The 14794-nt window shown below is 47.6% G+C and carries 17 protein-coding genes and 1 pseudogene; 4 read left to right on the top strand and 14 right to left on the bottom strand.

Going from position 1 to position 14794, the window contains the following annotated elements; genetic code table 11:
* Nucleotides 1-73 precede the first annotated feature (73 nt).
* Together KNO91_RS03185 and KNO91_RS03180 are read left to right on the top strand one after the other, a co-directional pair.
* Nucleotides 74-841, top strand: a complete 768-nt coding sequence (locus KNO91_RS03185) for a transporter substrate-binding domain-containing protein (protein ID WP_214788462.1) — start codon at nt 74-76, stop codon at nt 839-841.
* Complete coding sequence (locus KNO91_RS03180; protein WP_214816017.1) at nt 838-1851, top strand: pyridoxal phosphate-dependent aminotransferase; 1014 nt, start codon at nt 838-840, stop codon at nt 1849-1851. The genes KNO91_RS03185 and KNO91_RS03180 overlap by 4 nt, the downstream gene beginning before the upstream one ends.
* 22 nt (nt 1852-1873) lie before the next feature.
* On the opposite strand, the gene KNO91_RS03175 is transcribed toward KNO91_RS03180, so the two are convergent.
* On the bottom strand, nt 1874-2428 hold the full coding sequence (locus KNO91_RS03175; protein ID WP_285800894.1) for a maltose acetyltransferase domain-containing protein: 555 nt from the start codon (nt 2426-2428) through the stop codon (nt 1874-1876).
* 85 nt (nt 2429-2513) lie between these two features.
* Here KNO91_RS03175 and KNO91_RS03170 point away from each other — a divergent pair, with 85 nt between their 5' ends.
* Nucleotides 2514-3437 carry a DUF7916 family protein gene (locus KNO91_RS03170; RefSeq protein ID WP_214788471.1) on the top strand — a complete coding sequence of 308 codons (924 nt, stop codon included), beginning with the start codon at nt 2514-2516 and terminating at the stop codon, nt 3435-3437.
* Nucleotides 3438-3477: 40 nt separating this feature from the next.
* Here the strand turns inward: KNO91_RS03170 and hisIE are convergent.
* From hisIE to KNO91_RS03120, 9 genes and pseudogenes are all read right to left on the bottom strand, one after another.
* Nucleotides 3478-4115: pseudogene (hisIE, locus tag KNO91_RS15315) on the bottom strand (bifunctional phosphoribosyl-AMP cyclohydrolase/phosphoribosyl-ATP diphosphatase HisIE).
* Complete coding sequence (gene hisF, locus KNO91_RS03155) at nt 4064-4831, bottom strand: imidazole glycerol phosphate synthase subunit HisF (protein ID WP_214816014.1); 768 nt, start codon at nt 4829-4831, stop codon at nt 4064-4066. The pseudogene hisIE and the gene hisF overlap by 52 nt, the downstream one beginning before the upstream one ends.
* Nucleotides 4824-5537, bottom strand: coding sequence for a 1-(5-phosphoribosyl)-5-[(5-phosphoribosylamino)methylideneamino]imidazole-4-carboxamide isomerase (gene hisA, locus KNO91_RS03150; protein ID WP_214816012.1), 714 nt, complete (start codon nt 5535-5537; stop codon nt 4824-4826). Before hisA ends, hisF begins: the two co-directional genes overlap by 8 nt.
* The gene (hisH, locus tag KNO91_RS03145; protein WP_214793906.1) at nt 5515-6102 is read right to left on the bottom strand and encodes an imidazole glycerol phosphate synthase subunit HisH; all 588 of its coding nucleotides are present in this window, start codon (nt 6100-6102) and stop codon (nt 5515-5517) included. The genes hisA and hisH overlap by 23 nt, the downstream gene beginning before the upstream one ends.
* Nucleotides 6099-6686, bottom strand: coding sequence for an imidazoleglycerol-phosphate dehydratase HisB (gene hisB, locus KNO91_RS03140; protein WP_214816009.1), 588 nt, complete (start codon nt 6684-6686; stop codon nt 6099-6101). The genes hisH and hisB overlap by 4 nt, the downstream gene beginning before the upstream one ends.
* Nucleotides 6673-7689 carry a pyridoxal phosphate-dependent aminotransferase gene (locus tag KNO91_RS03135; protein WP_214816006.1) on the bottom strand — a complete coding sequence of 339 codons (1017 nt, stop codon included), beginning with the start codon at nt 7687-7689 and terminating at the stop codon, nt 6673-6675. Before KNO91_RS03135 ends, hisB begins: the two co-directional genes overlap by 14 nt.
* Entirely contained in the window at nt 7686-8903 is a 1218-nt protein-coding gene (gene hisD / locus KNO91_RS03130; protein WP_214793914.1) for a histidinol dehydrogenase, read from the bottom strand. Before hisD ends, KNO91_RS03135 begins: the two co-directional genes overlap by 4 nt.
* Entirely contained in the window at nt 8900-9508 is a 609-nt protein-coding gene (hisG, locus tag KNO91_RS03125) for an ATP phosphoribosyltransferase (RefSeq protein WP_214793917.1), read from the bottom strand. The genes hisD and hisG overlap by 4 nt, the downstream gene beginning before the upstream one ends.
* Nucleotides 9505-10428, bottom strand: a complete 924-nt coding sequence (locus tag KNO91_RS03120; RefSeq protein WP_214788501.1) for an ATP phosphoribosyltransferase regulatory subunit — start codon at nt 10426-10428, stop codon at nt 9505-9507. The genes hisG and KNO91_RS03120 overlap by 4 nt, the downstream gene beginning before the upstream one ends.
* Before the next feature lie 110 nt (nt 10429-10538).
* Here KNO91_RS03120 and hisJ point away from each other — a divergent pair, with 110 nt between their 5' ends.
* Entirely contained in the window at nt 10539-11357 is an 819-nt protein-coding gene (gene hisJ / locus KNO91_RS03115; RefSeq protein ID WP_214816003.1) for a histidinol-phosphatase HisJ, read from the top strand.
* A gap of 151 nt (nt 11358-11508) precedes the next feature.
* Here hisJ and KNO91_RS03110 read toward each other — a convergent pair whose 3' ends face one another.
* From KNO91_RS03110 to KNO91_RS03095, 4 genes are all read right to left on the bottom strand, one after another.
* Nucleotides 11509-11859 carry a hypothetical protein gene (locus KNO91_RS03110; protein ID WP_214788506.1) on the bottom strand — a complete coding sequence of 117 codons (351 nt, stop codon included), beginning with the start codon at nt 11857-11859 and terminating at the stop codon, nt 11509-11511.
* 198 nt (nt 11860-12057) lie between these two features.
* On the bottom strand, nt 12058-12633 hold the full coding sequence (locus tag KNO91_RS03105; protein ID WP_214793923.1) for a deoxycytidylate deaminase: 576 nt from the start codon (nt 12631-12633) through the stop codon (nt 12058-12060).
* A 51-nt stretch (nt 12634-12684) separates the two neighbouring features.
* On the bottom strand, nt 12685-13914 hold the full coding sequence (locus tag KNO91_RS03100; protein ID WP_074034586.1) for a toxic anion resistance protein: 1230 nt from the start codon (nt 13912-13914) through the stop codon (nt 12685-12687).
* Nucleotides 13898-14620 carry a 5-bromo-4-chloroindolyl phosphate hydrolysis family protein gene (locus KNO91_RS03095; RefSeq protein WP_214788511.1) on the bottom strand — a complete coding sequence of 241 codons (723 nt, stop codon included), beginning with the start codon at nt 14618-14620 and terminating at the stop codon, nt 13898-13900. Before KNO91_RS03095 ends, KNO91_RS03100 begins: the two co-directional genes overlap by 17 nt.
* Nucleotides 14621-14794: the final 174 nt, after the last annotated feature.

Here is a 14794-nt window from a genome sequence, read left to right as displayed (position 1 = left end):
TTTTTATACTTTACAATTAATAATCATGCATATACACTTAGTCTCATCTACTACAGGGAGGCATTATACACATATGAAAAAATGGTTATTAGCAGGTACACTTATCATGAGCGCGGCTTTACTCGGTGCATGTAGTCAAGAAACAGAAGGTGAAGCGACAGAACAGAAAACACTCGTCATGGGGACGAGTGCCGATTACTTCCCATATGAATTCGTCGATACGGCAAATGGGGATGCGATTGTCGGATTCGATATTGAAATCGCAGAAACGATCACAGAGCGACTCGGCTACGAATTGAAAATCGAAGATATGGACTTCGGTAGCTTACTCGGGGCCCTCAATAGTGGCCGTGTCGACTTCGTCATGGCAGGAATGACACCGACTGAAGAGCGTAAAGAGAACGCCGACTTCTCAGATATCTACTTGTCAGCGACAAACTTGATTATGACGAAAGACGAGTCACTTCAAGCGATTGAAGATTTGTCTGGGAAGAAAATCGGTGTCCAAACGGCTTCGATTCAAGAAAACATCGCTAAAGAACAGGCTCCTGACGCCGAACTCGTATCATTGAACAAAATTCCTGAGATCGTTCAAGAGTTGAACACGGGTCGGATCGATGCGATGGTCATCGAAGATACGGTCGCTCAAAAGTATCTCGATCAAGATGACAGCTTCTATACGTTCGCTTTGAAAGAGGATGGCGAAAAAGGATCAGCAGCGGCATTCAAATTAGATGATGAGTTACGCGACCAATTCAACGAAGAGTTGAACAAGATGATGGAGTCTGGTGAAATTGATGAATTGGTGAAAAAATGGTTTTCAATGGAGCCGACTGAATGAGACAAGTCAAGCTACCGATTTATCCCGTCGTCTATCCGACGGGACATCGGTTAAACCAAAATGAGAGCCAGTTCCCTTTACCTGTCCGAATCAAAAATCAACTGGATTCTATGACCTATCATGACTTACATGAATATCCGGTCGAACCGATTAATGAGTTGTTTGAACGTTACGCCACGTATGTCGGTGTGACACCCGAGCAATTACTCGTCGGTTGTGGGAGTGATGAGATGATCCATGTCGTGACGCAAGCATTGCTCGCTCCAGATGACATCGTCCTGTCTCCGACCCCTGATTTTTCGATGTATCCCATTTTCACGACAATCGCACACGGTCAACATGTTCAAGCCGCTGATTTATCGTATGAAGGCATCTTGGAGGCAATCGAGACGTATCATCCAAAACTTCTTCTTCTATCGAACCCGAACAATCCAACCGGAAAACTGTGGACCGTTGAAGAGTTGACGCACCTCGCCACACTCGTGCCGTACCTCGTGGTGGATGAGGCGTATATGGACTTCACACCTGATGCCAGCATGATCCCGTTTATCGCGAAGCATCCGAATCTCATCGTCCTCCGTACGATGTCGAAAGCGTTCGGATTAGCGAACGTCCGAATCGGGTTCATGGTGACAAATAGCGAACTCGCACATTACTTCCGTCAATTCATTCCCCCGTTCAACATTAGCGGGGTAAGTGCAAAAATTTGCAACATCTTCTTAAAAGACGGGCATTATCTTCAGGAATCAATCGAATGGCATGAAGAGATGCGACAGAAATGGATGGTAGCTTTAGAAGCCATCGGTCAAGTCCTCCCTGCCTCGACGAACTTCTTGTATGTCGAGTTAGGGCAGCCTGAAGTCGTATGGTCACATTTGACTGCATTGAATGTACACACGTCGAAACAATCGACGGGGATTCGAGTGACCATCGGTGATGAGGCGGCACTCAAGCTTACACAACAAGCGATTCAGCAATACGTTGAATCGATGAATGTAAAAAACTCCTGAACCTCGTGTTCAGGAGTTTTTGTCAGTCGATCGTTTTTATGACGCGCGCCGGATTTCCTCCGACGACTGTACGAGGTGCAACGTCTTTTGTGACGACTGCGCCAGATGCGATGACGGCCTCATCACCAATCGTCACACCCGGATTGATGATGGCCCCTCCACCAATCCATACCCGGTCGCCGATGGTCACCGGTTTCCCGAACTCATACCCAGAGATGCGCTCAATCGGATCGATCGGATGTGTAGCCGTATAAATATGTACACCCGGTGCGAGCATACAGTCATCCCCAAACGTGATGGGACAGATGTCTAGAAAGACACAGTCAAAATTCGCATAAAATCGTTCACCTAAGTGGATGTTATACCCATAATCACATTTGAAGTTTGGTTCGATGTAATACGACTCTTTCGTCGAACCGAGTAACGCACTAAGAATTTCTTTCCGCTCAGTCAAATCATCAATCCCGGAACGATTGAATCGCTCGATCAATCGCCGGGCATGCTTCCGATCTTTAACGAGCGTCTCATCACCAGCTAAATATAATTCACCACGAATCATCTTCTCTTTTTCCGTCATCATGATCCCTCCTTAAAATCAGTATAGAGGATTTTTGAAGGCTTTAGGGAATAGAGACAAGGATGAGCAGAAGGAGGAAGATGTGATGAAACGAATTTTAGAATGTCGGGCAAGTGATTTTATAACATTTAATCGCCAAGATTTAGTCGGGTCGATTCGAAAAGCAGAAGGACGAACGGTTATGGCCGAGGTCATCCCGACCGTGCAACCGCTCTACCCAGAAGTGACGAACGCAGAACTGGCGCGAGCGTTCGGTGCCGACTTGATTTTATTGAACATGTTGGATGTGTTCCATCCTTATATTAAAGGACTTGAAAGTCATGCGTTGTTCGGAGATCTACCAGGTGATGAGATGAGCGACCATCCGATTTTGGAACTAAAAAGATTGATTGGATTACCGGTCGGTGTCAACTTGGAACCCGTCGACTTTTCAGAGAAATCGTCTGAGATGAATGAAGTGAAACGAGGCAGACTCGCTTCAGTTGAAGCGTTCCAAAAAGCATCTGAACTCGGGATCGATTTCGTTTGTCTGACGGGCAACCCGAATACGGGGGTCACGAATGAAGCAATCGAACAAGCCATTATTCGGGGGCGTCGTGAATTCGCCGGCGTCATCATTGCCGGAAAAATGCATCAGGCCGGTGTCGGCAACGTATTGGACCGCGACGCATACATTCGCTTTGTCGAAGCTGGGGCAGATATCATTCTATTGCCGGCTCCAGGAACCGTACCAGGTGTCCGTGAAGACTCCTTCCACGAACTCGTACAAGAATTGCAAGCGCTCGGGGCCCTCACGTTAGCAGCGATTGGGACGTCTCAAGAAGGAGCTGATGTGGCGACTGTTCGTGACATCGCACTCTCTTCGAAACGAGGCGGCGCGGATATCGTTCATATCGGCGATGCCGGATTATCTGGGATTGCCGTACCTGAAAACATTCAGGCACTCTCGATTGCCATTCGCGGACGGCGTCATACATACATTCGCATGGCCGCTTCGGTCAATCGATAACACAAAAAAGGGAAGGAGCATGTCTCCCTTCCCTTTTCGTTTACCATTCCGTGACGTCTCGACGCGGCTTCGCCGGTGTCGTCGTTCCGTGACGCTTGGCAAGTAACGCCTCCACATCCTCTAAACGAACACCTTTGGCTGCTAACAAGACGAGTAAGTGATACAGAAGATCTGCTGACTCTTCGACCAAGTCTTCATCCGTCATGGCAGCAATGACAACCTCGAACGATTCTTCACCAAACTTCTTGGCGATTTTTTCAACACCCTGTTCCAACAAGTACGTCGTATAAGAACCTTCTTTCGGTTCTGCTTTTCTAGATTGAATCAATTGCTCCAATTCATGAATCATACGCTCACCTCCGTAAAGAAACAGCTTCGATTCCCGGTATGACACGTCGGACCGTTCGCATGGACACGAACGAGAAGCGCATCCTGGTCACAGTCGACGTGAATGCTGACGACGTCAAGTGTATTCCCGCTCGTCTCCCCCTTCATCCACAGCCGACCTTTCGATCGGGACCAAAACGTGACGACTCGTTCACGAAGTGTCTGTCGGATTGCCTCATCGTTCATATATCCTAACATGAGGACCGCTCCATCCTCTTCTGAAACGATGATAGCGGGGATTAGTCCATTTTCGTCGAAACGAACCGCATCGGCAAGTTGTGACTCGTGCATACGTGCTTCACCTCTTCTACTGTCGTTTTTCGGTCATGTAAGATGGAGGCAAGAAGAGCGGCATCGACTTTCTCAAGCGCCTCGACTACGTGCTCGGCATTCCCTGCACCACCGGAAGCGATAATCGGAATATCGACGACTTCGCGGAGTTGTTCTAAAATCGTCAGGTCATATCCGTTCTGCTTCCCGTCTTGGTTCATGGACGTGACAAGAAGTTCACCCGCTCCAAGTGCGGCCACTTGTTTCGCCCATTCGACTGCCAACAGCTCGGTTTTCTGTTTACCGCCATATGTGTAGACGTAGTACGCCCCGTCTTCAAACTTCACATCGATCGCCACGACGATACATTGTGATCCGAAACGATCCGCGGCTTCACGAATGAGACTCGGAGATTCGACAGCGAGCGTATTCAATGATACTTTGTCCGCTCCTGCTTTTAACAGTGAAGAGATATCCTCAAGCGAACGAATCCCTCCACCGACCGTCAACGGAATGAACACTTTTCGTGCAACCGCACTGACGACATCGAGCATCGTCTGTCGGCGTTCCGTACTTGCCGTGATATCGAGAAAGACGAGTTCATCTGCTCCCGACTCATCGTAATATTTCGCAATTTCGACCGGGTCACCAATGTCTCGTAATTGAACGAATTCAATCCCTTTGACGACACGACCTTCTTTCACATCGAGACATGGAATAATTCTGCGTTTAAGCATAACGCGCCTCCCATTCAATCAGTTCATCGATACTTACTTTACCGGAGAGGAGCGCTTTGCCGACGACCGCCTCATCAATCTTGGCCATCTTCAGTTCTTTCACGTCCTCTTCCGTCGTCACACCGCCTGAAGCGATCAGGGTGACGTTGACGATTTGCCGTAACGCCTTCATGCGGGAGACGTTCGGTCCGTTTAGTTTCCCGTCAGAACCGATGTCCGTATACAAAATCGTCTCGATTCCTCGTTGGACGAGGTCTTGGGCGACAGAGATATCATCGAGTTTCGTCGCTTCCTGCCAGCCGTTGATAGCGACTTTCCCATCATACGCATCGAGTGCCACGGCGACTCGATTGCCGTACTTCTCGATAGCCCGATCCAAAAAGTCAGGGTCCGTGAACGCCTTCGTCCCTAAAAGGACGCGATCCGCACCAGTTTCCATGACCGCATCGAGTGAGGCTTCTGAACGAATCCCGCCCCCTGTTTGAACGAGGAATCCAAGAGACTTTGCATAGCGGACGACGTCTAAGTGACGTGGCTCACCTGCTTTGGCCCCTTCTAAATCAATCAAGTGAATCATCGGAACTTTTCCTTGCCATTCCTTCAGTAGCTCATACGGGTCACCATATTGTTCTTCTGTCGAAAAATCACCTTCCGTCAAACGGACAATCTTTCCTCCGATTAAATCAATGGCGGGTAGTAATCTCACGTTCGACCGCCTCCTTCCATTCTTGAAGTAAACTGAGACCGAACGTCCCACTTTTTTCTGGGTGGAACTGCATGCCCGTCACGAGCCCTTTTTGAACAATCGCCGGAACTTTCTCACCCATGTATTCAGCCGCTGCCACGATGTATTCGTCATCCGTCACCGCATGGTAAGAGTGGACAAAATAGACATCCTCGTCCCGAAGGATCGAGTTCCATCCAACGTGTGGGAGCCGCTTCGCACGCATACGTTCTACAGTTCCCGGAATCAAACCGAGACCTTTCGTCGGCATCCCTTCCGTGCTTGAGTCAAACAAGAGCTGCATCCCGAGACAAATGCCTAAAAACGGCTTTTCTGTCGCCATTTGTTGCAGTAACGGGATAAGACCTGTCTGTTCGAGTGATTGCATCGCTTGTGGGAAAGCACCGACACCAGGGAGTAAAATGGCGTCCGCTTCTTCAATTTGCCTCGCATCATTCGTGATCACGACATAACAGCCGATAGCTTGTAACGCACGTTCGACGTTGAACACGTTTCCCATGCCATAATCGATGACAGCTACTTTCATCCTTCGATCCATCCTTTCGTAGAAGGGAGTCGGTTCGTCCCATCGCTCGAGACCGCCTCGGCGAGTGCCCGACCGAACGCCTTAAACAACCCTTCAATCATGTGGTGTGAATTCGACCCGTAAAGGACGGCGAGGTGAAGCGTGAGTCGACCGTTCATGGCGACGGCACGGAAGAACTCCTCTGCGAGTTCTGTGTCAAAATCGCCGAGCTTCGGATTGCGAATCTCCGCCTGATAGACAAGGTAAGGGCGCCCTGACACATCGACGACCGCTCGCGCGAGCGTCTCATCCATCGGCATGTAGCTTGAGCCATAACGACGAATCCCGACTTTGTCCCCGAGAGACTTCGCAATGAGTTGCCCGAGCGCGATCCCGACATCCTCGACCGTATGATGGGCATCGACCCATGTGTCGCCTTCTACTTTCACGTGTAAGTCCATCTGACTGTGAAAGGCGAGCAACGTCAACATGTGGTCAAAAAACCCGACCCCCGTCTGAATGGAACTCTCCCCTGTTCCGTCTAGATTTAATTGAATGTCTATTTTCGTCTCTTTCGTCTCACGTTTTAGTTCAGCTGTTCTCAACAGAATTCACCTCTTCAATCGTTTGTCGAATATAGGCATACGCTTCGTCTGTTCCCGCACTGACACGTAGTCCATCAGGAAACGCGCGTACATGGACTCCATTCTCAAGGAAGCGAGATGCCCATTCTTCACTATCATCCGTTTTGACATAAATGAAGTTGGCACGGCTCGGTAAAATCTCACCGATTGGTCGTAACAACTCCGTTAATTTCTCACGTTGCGCCGTATGGAACTGAATCGACTCCTGAATGTATGATGCATCTCGTAAGACGACGTTCGCGACAGCGGCACTGAGTCCACTGACGTTGAACGGCGAGCGGAATCGGTCGATTTGTTCGATGATCTCCTCTGAGGCAATCATGAAACCAATCCGAAGGTTCGCTAAACCGAACGCCTTCGATAACGTCCGTAGGATGATGACGTTCGGGTGCTCGTTCAAGCGAGACACAAATGAGTCGTCCATCGTGAAATCGATATACGCTTCATCCACGACGAGATACGGGACGCGTGCCGCAATGTCCGAAAGTTGTTCAAGCGTCCACATCTTGCCTGTCGGGTTGTTTGGGTTCGAGATCAGAACGAGCTTCGGTTTGATTGATTGAATGAGCTCGACGAGTGTCTCATAGTTCAACCCGTTTGCATCAGGTTGGATGAATTGGCCTCTCGCGATTTGAGTATAAATGCCATACATCGAAAAGTCAGGTGCCGGAGCGAGGACACGATCCCCTGTATCTAAGATCGCCTGACTTAAAATTGCCAAGAGTTCATCGCTTCCGCTTCCGACCATGAGTTGTGTCGACTCGACTCCTGCATAGGTCGCATAACTCGCTTTTAAAGCAATCAACTCGTCGACCGGATAACGGCTTAGTGCCTCGAGTGATACGTCACGAATCGCTTGTTCCAATCGTTCTGGTAACGGATATTGGCTCTCGTTTTGATTGAGCGCGAACCCAGTCACGGCATGCGGCACATAGCGCGGGATGTTCTGATAATTTCGTCTCATACGTCCTCCATCCGAACAGCCATTGCACGGGCATGTCCTTCTAGTTGTTCTTGTTTGGCGATTCGAATCGCCGCCTTCGTAATCGTCTCATCGAGTTCTGTCATCTCAAGGAACGTCTGACGGCGATAAAAGTCGTCGACGGACAATCCACTCGAGAATCGCGCTGTCCCACTCGTCGGTAAGACGTGATTCGGTCCAGCGATATAATCTCCGAACGCCTCAGCTGCCTCGTGACCGAGGAAGAACGACCCACCGTGACGAATCGACTTCATCAATTGCTCCGGGTCTTTGACGGCTAACTGGACGTGCTCGGCAGCCATTGTGTTCGCATACTCGATGGCTTCCTCTAGCGACCGATACAAGACACCGCCACGCTTCAACGCTTCTCTTGCGATGTCCTGTCGTGGTAAGAGCGCGAGCTGTCGTTCAAGTTCTCGCTCCACTTCATCACGTAGCGTCTCTGTCGTGACGAGTGCGATTGCTGTCGCTTCTACGTCATGTTCTGCTTGTGCGAGAAGGTCAGCCGCGACCCACTTCGGATTCGCCGTCTCATCGGCAACAATTAACACTTCAGACGGTCCGGCAACGGAATCGATGCCGACGATGTGCGACACGAGTGCCTTCGCTGTCGCGACATACGCATTGCCCGGTCCTACAATCTTATCAACTGGGCGAATCGTTTCTGTCCCATATGCGAGTGCAGCAACGGCTTGTGCGCCTCCTACTAGAAAACATTCATCAGCTCCTGCGATTTTTGCTGCGATCAAAAGCGAAATGTCGATTCCATCTGCTTTTGGAGGGGTGACCATGACCACTCGTTTGACACCGGCGACTTTTGCAGGAATGATGTTCATCAGGACGCTCGACGGATAGACAGCTGTCCCGCCTGGCACGTAGACACCGACCGAATCGAGTGGCATATAACGTCGACCGAGTCGGAACATCGTATCTTCAAACACATCATCTTGCCGTACTTGATGAGAATGGAACGCACGAATCCGTTCTGCTGCCAATGTCAGCGCTTCAGTTAATTCGGCATATGCTGCCGGCGGGGTGAAGCGAGACAAATCGACTGATTCGATTTTGTCGACGCCATCGAATTGACGCGTCCATTCAAGTAGCGCTTCGTCTCCACGGGTTTCAATCGATTCGACGATTGGTTTCACGGCCTCGGCCCATGCTTCGCGACGTGATCGATTCGTTTCAGTGCTCATGCGTCTCCCTCCTGACTCAGCTTTCGGATCCATTCCTTCAATTCGTCAGGCTGTTCCGCCAAAGCCGTTTCACTCGTAATGAACTTTGCATTGATTGAAAAGATTGTTTCATATTCCTCTAAGTCGTTCGCTGCCAACGTCGCACCCGTCTCGACGATATCGACGATGCAATCAGCGAGTCCGGTTAGCGGAGCAAGTTCGACCGACCCATTCAACGCGATGATTTCAACGTTCTGTCGTTTCGAAGCAAAGTGTGAGATGGCGATGTTTGGATATTTACTGGCCACTTTTAATTTCTTTGTGCCATTACGTCGAACTTTAGGGCCACATACGGCCATCCGACAACGTCCGAACGGTAAATCGACGACTTCGAGCACGCCAGGTGTTTTTTCTCGTAGAATATCTCCCCCGACGATTCCGACATCTGCGGCACCGTGCATCACATATTTATAGACATCGTCCCCTTTGACGAAAATAAACTCATGATCCCCTGCCTGTACCGTCAGCTCACGTCCACGCTTTTCCGGCCATACCGGCAAATCTTTTTCTACAAAAAATTGACGGGCTGCTTTTTCAATTCGTCCTTTTGCGACCGCTACCTTCATTTCATCACCTCATCTAACTGTTCTAAATCGAGTGACATGCCGAACGCTCGTCTCGAGTGTCCAAAATGTCCATATAGGGAATCGTATCGTCCACCTGAAAGGACTCGCTTGCCTTCAACGCTACCCGTCACCGTCAAACCAGAATAGTAATCAAAGTCTCCCGTTTGACCGAAGTCATATGACACCTCTAGTCCGATTGAGCGCAAGTGTTGTACGGCATCATCGACTTCATCAATGGCATCTTTTAAAGAATCCGGTGCCTCGGCACGTAATTCTTCAAGTGCAGCGTTCCCAATTAAAAAAGGAAGCTTCGCAATCAATGGATACCGATACGTCTCAGCTAGTTCGCGTAATGACTCTAAATTTCGAAGCGCCAAGATTTTTCGGAATGTGCGTTCCTGTATGCCCGTCTCTTTCGCGATTAACGAGATGACAGCCGCTGATCCGATTTTTAATGTCAAACGATCTTTTGGAAGGACTCCTTCAGTCATATCGAGAAAAGATTCAATGAGATGACTGTCTTTCTCTTCACCGTCGACCCACTCGAGTCCAAGCTGTTGGCGTTCATGCGGTTGACCTGAATGCTTGACCGTCCGACGATAGACAGCTCCTGCGTAGGCGACACGCATCGGTTCATGACCGTCTGCTAGCTTTCTAGCAATTTGAAGTGTATAGTCAGGGCGCATGACAAGGAGTTCCCCGTCATTCCCGAATAAACGATAGTAGGCCGACTCGTCAAAGAGCGCCAAATTTTGATAATGCGAATAGTATTCGAGTAGCGGTGGGTCGATGACGGCATAACCGCTCGCCTCTGCCTTCTCTAAAAATGACAGCATCCAACGCTTTGGTCGAATGACATCTCCTGATTGAAGTTCATACCATCCTTCTGGAATCGAACCTTTTGAATTTGACCAAATCATGAAAACCACCCTTTATCTTATTATCACTTTACCAAACTAAAGCAGTGTGTTAAATTTATCAAACAGAGCAACACCTGTCAACCAATTGAACTGAAAAGGACGTGTAACGGATGTTTAACTTTACCCATGATGGTCATGTGCATACCCCATTTTGTCCACACGGCACAAAAGACCCGATTGAACTATATATTCAAGCCGGAATCGAAAAAAGCCTGCAAACAATGACGTTCACAGAACACGCGCCGTTCCCACGATCGTTTATCGATCCGGTCCCGAACCAAGACTCAGCAATGTCCATCGATCTACTTCCTGAATATCTCGATACATTACAGCGGATGAAACAACACTTTAAAGATGTCATCGATATAAAAGTCGGGCTAGAAGTCGACTTGTTGCCACACCTTGAGGAAGAGACAATCGCTTTATTAGAACCTTTTGCACCATTGCTTGATGAAGTCATTTTGTCACAGCACTTCTTATATGTAGATGGCATATATATGCCGATTGATTATTCTGCTGAGACGTTTGATGAGCTAGTCACAGCGCTCGGCTCATTCGAAAATGTGATGAAAGCTTATTATGAGTCAATCGAACGCGGCCTTGGATTCCCATGGGAAAACATTAACGTCGCTCGGATTGGACACATTGATTTACCGATCAAATATCAAAAAAATTATGAATGGGACCGTTCACATGTAAAAGAGGAAGAGGAACGTCTCTTACTAGCGATTGCTGATCGGGGCTTCGGACTCGATTTCAACACGGCGGGATTAAGAAAGCCTGACTGTGGCGAGCCGTACGTCGCAGGACTTGCAAAGAGCGCCAACCGACTGAACATCCCTTTCACGTTAGGATCAGACGCTCACCTCGCTAACGATGTAGCAGCCGGATTCGACCTCATTGCACAAAAAAAAGCCACGTTCCTATGAACGTGGCTTTTTGACAGCGATCTAGCTATCTAGATCCCCATGCTTATGGTTGACAACGATATGGCATTCCATTTCTTCATCTGTAAACATCATACCATAACAAAAAATAGATGCAATAAAAAATTGGGTGAAATAGTTCACCCAATTTAAATCACATCGCTGCGTATAAAGTTTTCAAGTCATTCGTCGCCGCTTCATCCATTTGAAGTGCCACGAGTTCAACGTATTGAAGTGCTGGATCTTGATCTTTCGACAAAGCGACGATTTCAGCGGCTGCCTTGTCTAATGCCAACAAGATTCCCGAGACGCCAAGTGTCGGATAATATCGAAGGAGTGCACGAACGTGTTTGATTTCTGATACTTCATTTCCGTTAATGGTTAACGATTTGACTGCCAATTCCTGATGCATGCCAATCGCAAATTTATCTTCCCACACTTCTTCAAGTGTGATTAACGCTTCCACTTCATATGCACCATCTGTAAAGCGAACGAGTTTTTCCATAATCAAATTCCCCTCTCCTGAATCTACTTTCATTATATAAGAGATTTCAAAGAGTATATTGTGAAATATTGAACATTATGTGTAAAGTTTGTCTCACTTCATTTTGAACAAAAAAAGGCCCCTCCGAGGAGGGGCGAATAATGGAAGAGTAAAACACCATTGGCAGTACATTAATAATATATCATCTAATGAAAACGTTTACAATGTATTTTTGTACATTTTTTCAAGTGGCATATGTAACACTTCAATCCCACTTTCACGCATCAACTCTAAACCGTCACCATGCTCATAACCGACCGCATAAACGACGCGTGCAACGCGTGCTGCAATCAGCGCAAGGGAGCAGGCATGACAAGGTGAATGGGTAACATATGCCGTCGCACCGAACGCATTCGTCGAGTCGGCAGCCAATTTTCCAATCGCATTGATTTCCGCATGAATCTCATGTTGCTTCGACCAGTGATGATGGTCATATGGGTCCGTACATTTGATATAAGTTACACCATTACGGATGAGCCGAGCTGGTTCGTTGATCATATCGAGGTCCGTCGACGCAACATAGTCGGTATGTTTATAAAACCCATCTTCTTGCTTGATATAGATTTCATTACAATTCGTATGACCAGAAGGTGTGCCGTTTAGACCAATTGAGATCGGCTTTTCATCTTTTACGATGACACAGGCAACACTCTTAGATGCACACTTTGAGTGTCGCTCAGCCATCATATCGGCAAACAATAACCACGTCTCGTCCCACAATCGTTGTTTCTCCATGTAAGCCCCTCCTCGTAGAAAAGGAAAGTCTGATTGCTCAGACTTCCCTTCTTAATATCCAGTATCTTTAGGTAGTTCTTTATTTTTAGAAGCAATCTCGATGACTTTCTCTTTAAGCTCATGTTCCATCCGATCAAGTTCACGCTCAGCGTCACGACGCTTTTGTTTCCCTTCTTGTTGAATGCGTAACGTTTCATCCAACGTCGAGAGTAAATTCTCGTGGGCGACTTTAAGTGACTCCACCGACACAATCCCTTTTTCATTCTCTTGAGCAATTTCAATTGAAGAGTCTTTCAACATCTTCGAGTTCTGCTCAAGCAACTGGTTGGTCGTCTTCGTCACATCCTGTTGCATGCGAAGTGCCGTCTTCTGACGCGTCAAGCTGAGTGCAAGGACGACTTGGTTTTTCCAAAGAGGAATCGTGTTGACGACCGCTGATTCGATTTTCTCCGCAAGGATTTGGTTATTCTGCTGAATCACTCGAATTTGAGGTGCCATTTGAAGACTGATCGTACGACTCAATTTCAAGTCATGTAACTTCTTCTCGAAACGGTCTGCCAATTGAATCATATCGTTCAATTGTTGAAGCTTAGACTGATCTTTTGAAATTTCCACTTCTTGACGAAGTGGCGCAATCTCATGTTCACGTACATGATCAAGCTTCGTCTCACCCGCAGCGATATAGACGTTCAACTCTTCGAAATATCGCTTATTCTTGTCGTACATTTGATCGAGCATCGTGATGTCTTTCATGAGCCCGAATTTGGCACGATCGAGGTTATGAATGACTTCTTCCAAATAGACGTTCATTTTTTCGAATTGAAGCTTGTAGTTTTCAGCCTTCTTCTTTGCGCGACCGATGAGCGGGATGTTGTCCATGAAACTTTTCTTTTCCGGCTGAAGCATGTCTGGATCCATCTTTCGGACGTTTTGCATCAAGTCAGACAATAATTTCCCAGCATCCCCGCCGTCTTTCATCCGCACTTCCGTCAAAATCTGGTCAGAGAATTGTGAGAGTTCACGTTGGACATTCGAGCCGAACAGCATGACTGAATCCGTCTTTTTAATATCGATGGACTCCGCCAATCGCGTAATTCGCTCACGATGCTCTTGAGGTACGTCTGGCTTGGCTTGAATGGCAGGTACTTCATGAGGTTGTGAAACAGATGACCACTCCACAGAAGGGTCACTAAACCCCTCTGTTTCGGTTTTTGTTTTCGTATCAGATGTCAGCTCTTCTTCCGGCCATGACTGCCAGTTCGTTTCATTCGATGAAGTCATGTTTCTTTCTCCCTTCCGGCTGATCAGATAAGACTCGCTCCATCATGATCAGTTCACGTTCAAAGTCTACGGCGTCATCTTCAAGAAGACGTCCGCGCTGTTCTTTAAATTTATCGACAATTAGTCGCATATTCGTGATTAATTGCTCTCGAGTCTCTTCTTGAATAACGACTCGTTTTCCTTCAAGTTCTTTAAATTTCAAGACGACCGAGACGAGGGAATCTAAGTAGAATGTGAACAAGTCTCGAACATGTTTCGCGTCTTGCGGGTTTTCGAAAAGTTCTTCGAACAATTCATGCGCTTCTTTTGAGACAGCTTTCATTTCACGTCGTACTTCCACATCTTTAATTTCAGGAAGTACACGGTCAATCTGTTGCAACTTCTCATAACCTTGTTCAATCGTCCGTTGCAAAAATTGAAGCTCTAAATCGTCTGTCGCCTCGAATTGACGTGCTGGGACAGGCTCTTCAATCGGTTTAAGGATTCTTGAACCCGTGAATGGTTCGTCCTCATCAAGCAACAGTTTTTTCTTGGCACGTTTCGCAACCGTTGTCGGTGTGCGTTGACGGTTTTTGCGCTTGTTCGTCGACCAGACTTCATTCAAGACGAGCGCCCCTACGATAATGAATAACCAGGAGAAATCGAATACGTTGATGGCAAAGTATATGACCGCCCCTGTCAGGGCCCATTTCATCCATGTTTTCATTCTTTTCACCTCATCTCATGTTACTTCTATTGTACATTACGAAACCTATCAAAAAAAGTTTCGTCATCTCTATCATTTTAGCATAATAAAAATCGCTAAATCCTCCGTCCAAAGGTGTAGAAACAACTACCTATAACGACTTCTTTCCCGTTGTGCGACGAAAAAAACCGTAGA

The organism is Exiguobacterium sp. s59 (assembly GCF_018617475.1).
GTDB lineage: Bacteria > Bacillota > Bacilli > Exiguobacteriales > Exiguobacteriaceae > Exiguobacterium > Exiguobacterium aestuarii.
This window is presented reverse-complemented; position numbering and strand designations above follow the sequence as displayed.

Excerpts from the sequence above, each read along its gene's own strand:
- KNO91_RS03185 (WP_214788462.1), top strand. The coding sequence starts at position 74 with ATGAAAAAATGGTTATTAGCAGGTACACTTATCATGAGCGCGGCTTTA.
- KNO91_RS03180 (WP_214816017.1), top strand. The coding sequence starts at position 838 with ATGAGACAAGTCAAGCTACCGATTTATCCCGTCGTCTATCCGACGGGA.
- KNO91_RS03175 (WP_285800894.1), bottom strand. The coding sequence starts at position 2,428 with ATGACGGAAAAAGAGAAGATGATTCGTGGTGAATTATATTTAGCTGGT.
- KNO91_RS03170 (WP_214788471.1), top strand. The coding sequence starts at position 2,514 with ATGAAACGAATTTTAGAATGTCGGGCAAGTGATTTTATAACATTTAAT.
- hisF (WP_214816014.1), bottom strand. The coding sequence starts at position 4,831 with ATGCTTAAACGCAGAATTATTCCATGTCTCGATGTGAAAGAAGGTCGT.
- hisH (WP_214793906.1), bottom strand. The coding sequence starts at position 6,102 with ATGAAAGTAGCTGTCATCGATTATGGCATGGGAAACGTGTTCAACGTC.
- KNO91_RS03135 (WP_214816006.1), bottom strand. The coding sequence starts at position 7,689 with ATGAGACGAAATTATCAGAACATCCCGCGCTATGTGCCGCATGCCGTG.
- hisD (WP_214793914.1), bottom strand. The coding sequence starts at position 8,903 with ATGAGCACTGAAACGAATCGATCACGTCGCGAAGCATGGGCCGAGGCC.
- hisG (WP_214793917.1), bottom strand. The coding sequence starts at position 9,508 with ATGAAGGTAGCGGTCGCAAAAGGACGAATTGAAAAAGCAGCCCGTCAA.
- KNO91_RS03120 (WP_214788501.1), bottom strand. The coding sequence starts at position 10,428 with ATGATTTGGTCAAATTCAAAAGGTTCGATTCCAGAAGGATGGTATGAA.
- hisJ (WP_214816003.1), top strand. The coding sequence starts at position 10,539 with ATGTTTAACTTTACCCATGATGGTCATGTGCATACCCCATTTTGTCCA.
- KNO91_RS03110 (WP_214788506.1), bottom strand. The coding sequence starts at position 11,859 with ATGGAAAAACTCGTTCGCTTTACAGATGGTGCATATGAAGTGGAAGCG.
- KNO91_RS03105 (WP_214793923.1), bottom strand. The coding sequence starts at position 12,633 with ATGGAGAAACAACGATTGTGGGACGAGACGTGGTTATTGTTTGCCGAT.
- KNO91_RS03100 (WP_074034586.1), bottom strand. The coding sequence starts at position 13,914 with ATGACTTCATCGAATGAAACGAACTGGCAGTCATGGCCGGAAGAAGAG.
- KNO91_RS03095 (WP_214788511.1), bottom strand. The coding sequence starts at position 14,620 with ATGAAAACATGGATGAAATGGGCCCTGACAGGGGCGGTCATATACTTT.